This window comes from Thiothrix nivea DSM 5205, from assembly GCF_000260135.1.
Taxonomy (GTDB): Bacteria; Pseudomonadota; Gammaproteobacteria; order Thiotrichales; family Thiotrichaceae; genus Thiothrix; species Thiothrix nivea.
The window spans coordinates 4,628,749-4,633,782 of the sequence record NZ_JH651384.1 but is presented as its reverse complement, the minus strand read 5'-3'; the positions used below and the strand labels follow the sequence as shown (position 1 = coordinate 4,633,782).

The 5,034-nt window shown below is 44.0% G+C and carries 4 protein-coding genes and 2 pseudogenes; 1 reads left to right on the top strand and 5 read right to left on the bottom strand.

The features are described from left to right. Positions 1–369: 369 nt before the first annotated feature. From THINI_RS27455 to THINI_RS22915, 5 genes and pseudogenes are all read right to left on the bottom strand, one after another. Positions 370–768 (bottom strand): annotated as a pseudogene (locus tag THINI_RS27455) (EamA family transporter); the annotation flags it as partial. 305 nt (positions 769–1,073) lie between these two features. Next, a complete protein-coding gene (locus THINI_RS22925; protein ID WP_002710860.1) occupies positions 1,074–1,460 on the bottom strand; it encodes a type II toxin-antitoxin system VapC family toxin in 387 nt (128 codons plus the stop codon). Continuing rightward, positions 1,457–1,681, bottom strand: a complete 225-nt coding sequence (locus THINI_RS24700) for a DUF2281 domain-containing protein (protein WP_002710859.1) — start codon at positions 1,679–1,681, stop codon at positions 1,457–1,459. Before THINI_RS24700 ends, THINI_RS22925 begins: the two co-directional genes overlap by 4 nt. A gap of 171 nt (positions 1,682–1,852) precedes the next feature. Next, the gene (locus tag THINI_RS22920; protein WP_002710858.1) at positions 1,853–2,173 is read right to left on the bottom strand and encodes a hypothetical protein; all 321 of its coding nucleotides are present in this window, start codon (positions 2,171–2,173) and stop codon (positions 1,853–1,855) included. A gap of 313 nt (positions 2,174–2,486) precedes the next feature. Then, positions 2,487–3,410 carry a hypothetical protein gene (locus THINI_RS22915; RefSeq protein WP_002710857.1) on the bottom strand — a complete coding sequence of 308 codons (924 nt, stop codon included), beginning with the start codon at positions 3,408–3,410 and terminating at the stop codon, positions 2,487–2,489. A 1,393-nt stretch (positions 3,411–4,803) separates the two neighbouring features. Here THINI_RS22915 and THINI_RS26915 point away from each other — a divergent pair. Next, positions 4,804–5,034 (top strand): annotated as a pseudogene (locus THINI_RS26915) (IS630 family transposase); the annotation flags it as partial.

Sequence of the window (5,034 nt, the reverse complement as noted above, 5' to 3'; positions counted from 1 at the left end):
ATTCTTCGAGTCTCTTCACAACATCAGGAAACGGGGGCAAGCTGCCTTACAGTCCTTGCTTTCGCTGCTGTTGGGATAAGACCCTGAAACGCATATTGAGCCAATAAAAATATCGTTTTTATCTAATCTATTTATCTCAGATGGAGATGGCATTAATATAACCATTAAGCTTAGAATAAAACTACCTATTGCAAATGTAAGAATAGAAACCCCACTTGATTCTGGAGCTTGTTCACGTTCTGCTAGTAAACGATATAAGTAGGCATAAATAGCTGTTAGAAATGCTGCACAAATAGCTATAATATCACCAAGAAAATGCGAAGTGTATTGGTTTTGTATTGAATGAACTTTAGGGGAAAGAATTATAGCTACCCCAAAGACTGCTAGTAGTGCTCCAATTATCTCAGATCGAGATGAAGCAATGCCGCGAATTTTTTGAAAAATAAGTATAAATACAGGTGGAGTACTTAATAGTAAGGCGACCTCAGCTACTGGCGCTAGTTGAAAAGCAATTGTCGCTAGTAAATAATAACCAATAAGAAATGTCGCTAAAACATAACTACTTGGAGTAATTAATGATTTTTTGAAGTTGTGTTGTTTAATATAAAATAAAAATAACGGCGGTAAAACCACTAATAGCGCAATAACTAGTCGACCAGTTGCTATTGTTAAAAATGGAACTGAAGGCAACAGTCGAACAAAAATGCCAGTCATTCCCCAAGTAATTGATGTAATTGCTGCAAGTAATAATAAATTTCGTTCGGTCACGGCAATTCCTTTTGGGGTCTAACGCGTCGGAGTTGAGTGGCGCGTTTGTGGCTGCGAAGTGACTCCCGGGGGGAGTCGCTCGCGGGCGCAAATGCGTCCACTCGAACGGGTTGATAGCCAGAGCGCGGAGCGCGGCGGTTATCAAACCGGGCGAGCGAAGCTCAACTCCGACGCGATAGCGCAGGACCGCGCGAGCGGTTCTGCGCTATAGTCATAGCTGACGGGCGCGGCGGGGAGTAATCAAAACGGAGTCGCGGACTGTCACCGCGTCCGTCGTCGAGCAACTTGTTGGCGCAAAATTATTATCACCAAATAATCTGGACAGGATAATGCTTGAAAACCCCATCACCGCTCAGAAACACCATCTTCTCAACATTGGCTTGGGCAATCAGAAGACGGTCAAACGGATCTTTATGGACATCAGGTAAATCCGCAACCCCCAACACATGGGCTGTCTGTATTGGTAAAATCTGAATGGCGTTTTTTTGTACTTGCTCGGAGACGAGCTTATCCAAGGGCAGATGTAGCTCCAATTTGCCTAACTGATGCTTGATCTGCATCTCCCAAATGCTGGCGACACTCAAAAACATCTCATTTTGGGTGTCTTCACACAGTGCCAACACCTTGGCTGGAAGTTTGCTTGGTTGGCTGTCCCACCATAAGAATGTATGGGTATCTAACAGCAGCCTCATTCTGTACCCAGCCAGAAATCGTCTGATAATGGCGCATCGAAATCAGCAGCCACCACCGCACAACCAGCGTGTAAGCCAGCCTGACGTGTTGTTGGTACAACAGATCGTGTAAGGGGTGAATTGTGTTTATTGAACAGATACTCAACAAAATTAAGTATTTCTCGTTGGACACTCTCCGGCAAACAGCGGGTGTGTTCAGTGATTAGCTCTACTGTACCCATGATGGTATTACTCCAGTTGTTTCTCTTGGGTCAGTATAGCCAAGGATGCCGCTGTTGACTATTTTCGGTGTAGCATGACCTTTCCCGCGCATCAGCGCGGCGCACCAATGCTTTTAAATTCAGGCTTTGACGCTGGCATAATTTTTACACGCATCAACGTGGTAGAGAAAGCTATTCATTACTTGTCTTGCGCTGTTTTTCAACAGTAACATCGTAGTCATCTGTTTCAAAATTCAACCTCAACCCATTAAACCAATAGCAGCTCCCCCACTTGTACATTTTATTGAGGATAACGTATCCTTTACTAGAGGTAGGGAAAAGGATGTCGATCAAGAGAAACGCGACCAGCCCTAATACGAAAAATGGTAGCCCAATAGTTAAAGACCACGCAAATCGGACGATAACAGCCACTAAATATCTAAATCGACTACCAAGAGGTTGCTTAAAAGCAAGCACCAATAAAATGGTAGCGAGTCCAATAAAAATCAACATATTTGAATTTTCCTAAGAAGTCTATTTTTAGGTGGGCAGTACGCCAACGCGTCGGAGTTGAGTGGCGCGTTTGTGGCTGCGAAGTGACTCCCGGGGGGAGTCGCTCGCGGGCGCAAATGCGTCCACTCGAACGGGTTGATAGCCAGAGCGCGGAGCGCGGCGGTTATCAAACCGGGCGAGCGAAGCTCAACTCCGACGCGATAGCGCAGGACCGCGCGAGCGGTTCTGCGCTATCGTCATGTGTGACGGGCGCGGCTGGGAGTAAATTGGGCGAAGTCGCGGGCTGTCACCGCGTCCGTCGTCGACATAATTGTTAGGCATCTTGAGATATTTTATCAAAAGGATTGCCTTTTAATATTTCAATAGCCTTATTTTCTGGAAGCCAACTTAATGACATATTCAAGTTCTTTGGCTTTTCTGTTATATGGGGAATATGAACAGCGCATAGCCTCCCAATGTCAGTTGGAAGTTTGAGTCTTGCTCTATGTCCCGCAACTCGATTAGCAGCATCTATTGCCCCATCGCGTTTTATGTCTAATAAGACTTTTGAAATTCCTCTAAAGCATTCACTCCAGATGTTTAGGCTATCAATAATAGATATTTTATCATCAGCAGAATTAAGGTCATGAATTAATTGTTTATTCCAAACAGTTTTTTCTTTTAGTAATTCGTCTCTCTTAATATCTAAACGAAAACTAATTCCTTCTTCTTCTCTGCTACTTGTGAAGGATATACTTAAAGGAGGCATACCAATATGCTGACAGTAATTTCTAAGTTTATAGAATAGTCTATATTCAAAATACTCATCATAATATTTTGACTGAATGTTTTTCCATTTTTTGAGTTGATCTGAGTCTTTGCCAAATTCTCTGGATATTGAAAACTCTGAATGGTCAAGTAATGATCGAAACATGCTAAGTATGTTTAATAACTGCCTTGAAAAGTTGAGAGATATTAAATCAAACTTCTCTTCATTCATATCCTCTCTGTTTAAAAACTCTGACGCATAATGCACAATTGATTCTAGAAATTCCTGAATATTAAGTTGTACACTTTTAACTAATTGTAAGCTACTATGATATTCGGATATTAATGAGTAGTCATTTTTGAAAGACTCATAACATATGGACTCTATCGCATTGATCTTTGTAACTGGTTCAGAATCCTCTGATTCTTGCTCCCCAAAAATAAATGCTAAGTGCCAGTCTTCAGTTTTGTCGTTGTCGTTGTCATTCATTTGATTTTGAGCCTAACGTCTCGTGTGACGGGCGCGGCGGGGAGTAAATTGTTGGGACTCGCGGGCTGCCACCGCGTCCGTCGTCGACACTCTTGTTGGCGCTTGGATTGGCCTCAAATAGCCGACAACCTATCATTGATAAATATCTCTCACGCTGCATTAAAACTGGATCAGTTGGCACACTGGCTCACGCATCAGCGCACTGTGAGCATTGGGTAAGCACCAATCATAAAAGATGAACATAGCCACCACATTTTATCGCCAACGGAAAGCGCCCTATTTTCGGTCGTTCAAGTTGGTGTTGTCTTTCTCGCTGTAGCGCATTGTGAACAATCGGGCAACCACCAATCATGAAAGATCGACACGGCCACCGAATTTTATCGGCAACGGGCGGACTCTCTGTCTTTGTTGTGCAAGTTGGTGTTGTCTCTCTCGCGATAGCGCACTGTGAACTTTTGGTCAGCCGCCAATCATGAAAGATTGACATGGCCACCGTATTTTGTCAGCAACGGACGAACCATCTGTTCTTTGTCGTTCAGGTTGGCGTTGTCTGTCACGCGATAGCGCACTGTGAACTTTTGGTCAGCTACCAATCATGAAAAATTGACATGACCACCGTCTTTTATCAGCAACGGACAAGCGCTCTATTTTCGGTCGTTCAATCTGGCGTAATCTGTCACGCGGTAGCGCACTGTGAACTTTGGGCAATCACCTATTCAGGCAAATGAACAAGCCACTGCACGTTATCGCACGGGAAAACACTCTCTTCTCTTTAAATGTGCCGTTAACCACCGCTTTATCTGCTGCCAACGTCATGTGTGACGGGCGCGGCAGGGAGTAAATTGGGCGAAGTCGCGGGCTGTCACCGCGTCCGTCGTCGACATAATTGTTAGAGATTTTATTTGTAATGATTGTGTATTATATCAATAAACTTTTTCATTGTGAGTGAAGCTACAGCCTGGACACATTCAATTTGTTCTTGATTTATATTCAAGTCAGTATGTGAAAATTTATTTCGTGTTTCTGCAAGGTCTATGATAGTTTTTCTATCCATTTTAAAGTTGAATATATTTTCGATATTGTGAATGTCGAGTAATTTGAGCAGTATGTACATCTTTAGTTTTTGTGATCGTAGTTCTGTTATAGTCTTTTCATTTTAGTCAGCTACAATAGGACGGATGATCAACTTCCCCATCCTTCATCATGCCGACTTACTACTCTAAGGATCTCCGTGAACGTGTTGTTGCTGCCTATGACAAGAGCAAACATAAATCCCACGTTTGTGGGACGTTTTCCATAGCCCGCAGCACCCTGGACAAATGGTTGGCCCTGAGGGGAGGAAACCGGCAGCCTCCAACCCCGGACACATCCCCGCCCTGGGCACAGCCATAAGGTGAAAGACGTTGAAGCTTTTCGGCAATGGGTGGAGAGCGAAACCCCGTTTGAACGCATCGAGGATTTGCTGCCACGCTTTGAAGCGCATTATGGCAAGGCCATTTCTTATCGTGGCCTGCATAAATGGCTGCAACGGATCGGCTGGAGCCATAAAAAAACGTTCTTTCTACCAGCAAGCCAAACCGCTAGACCGCTGGGTTTTCCTGTGGCTACTTGGGCATCTGGAGAA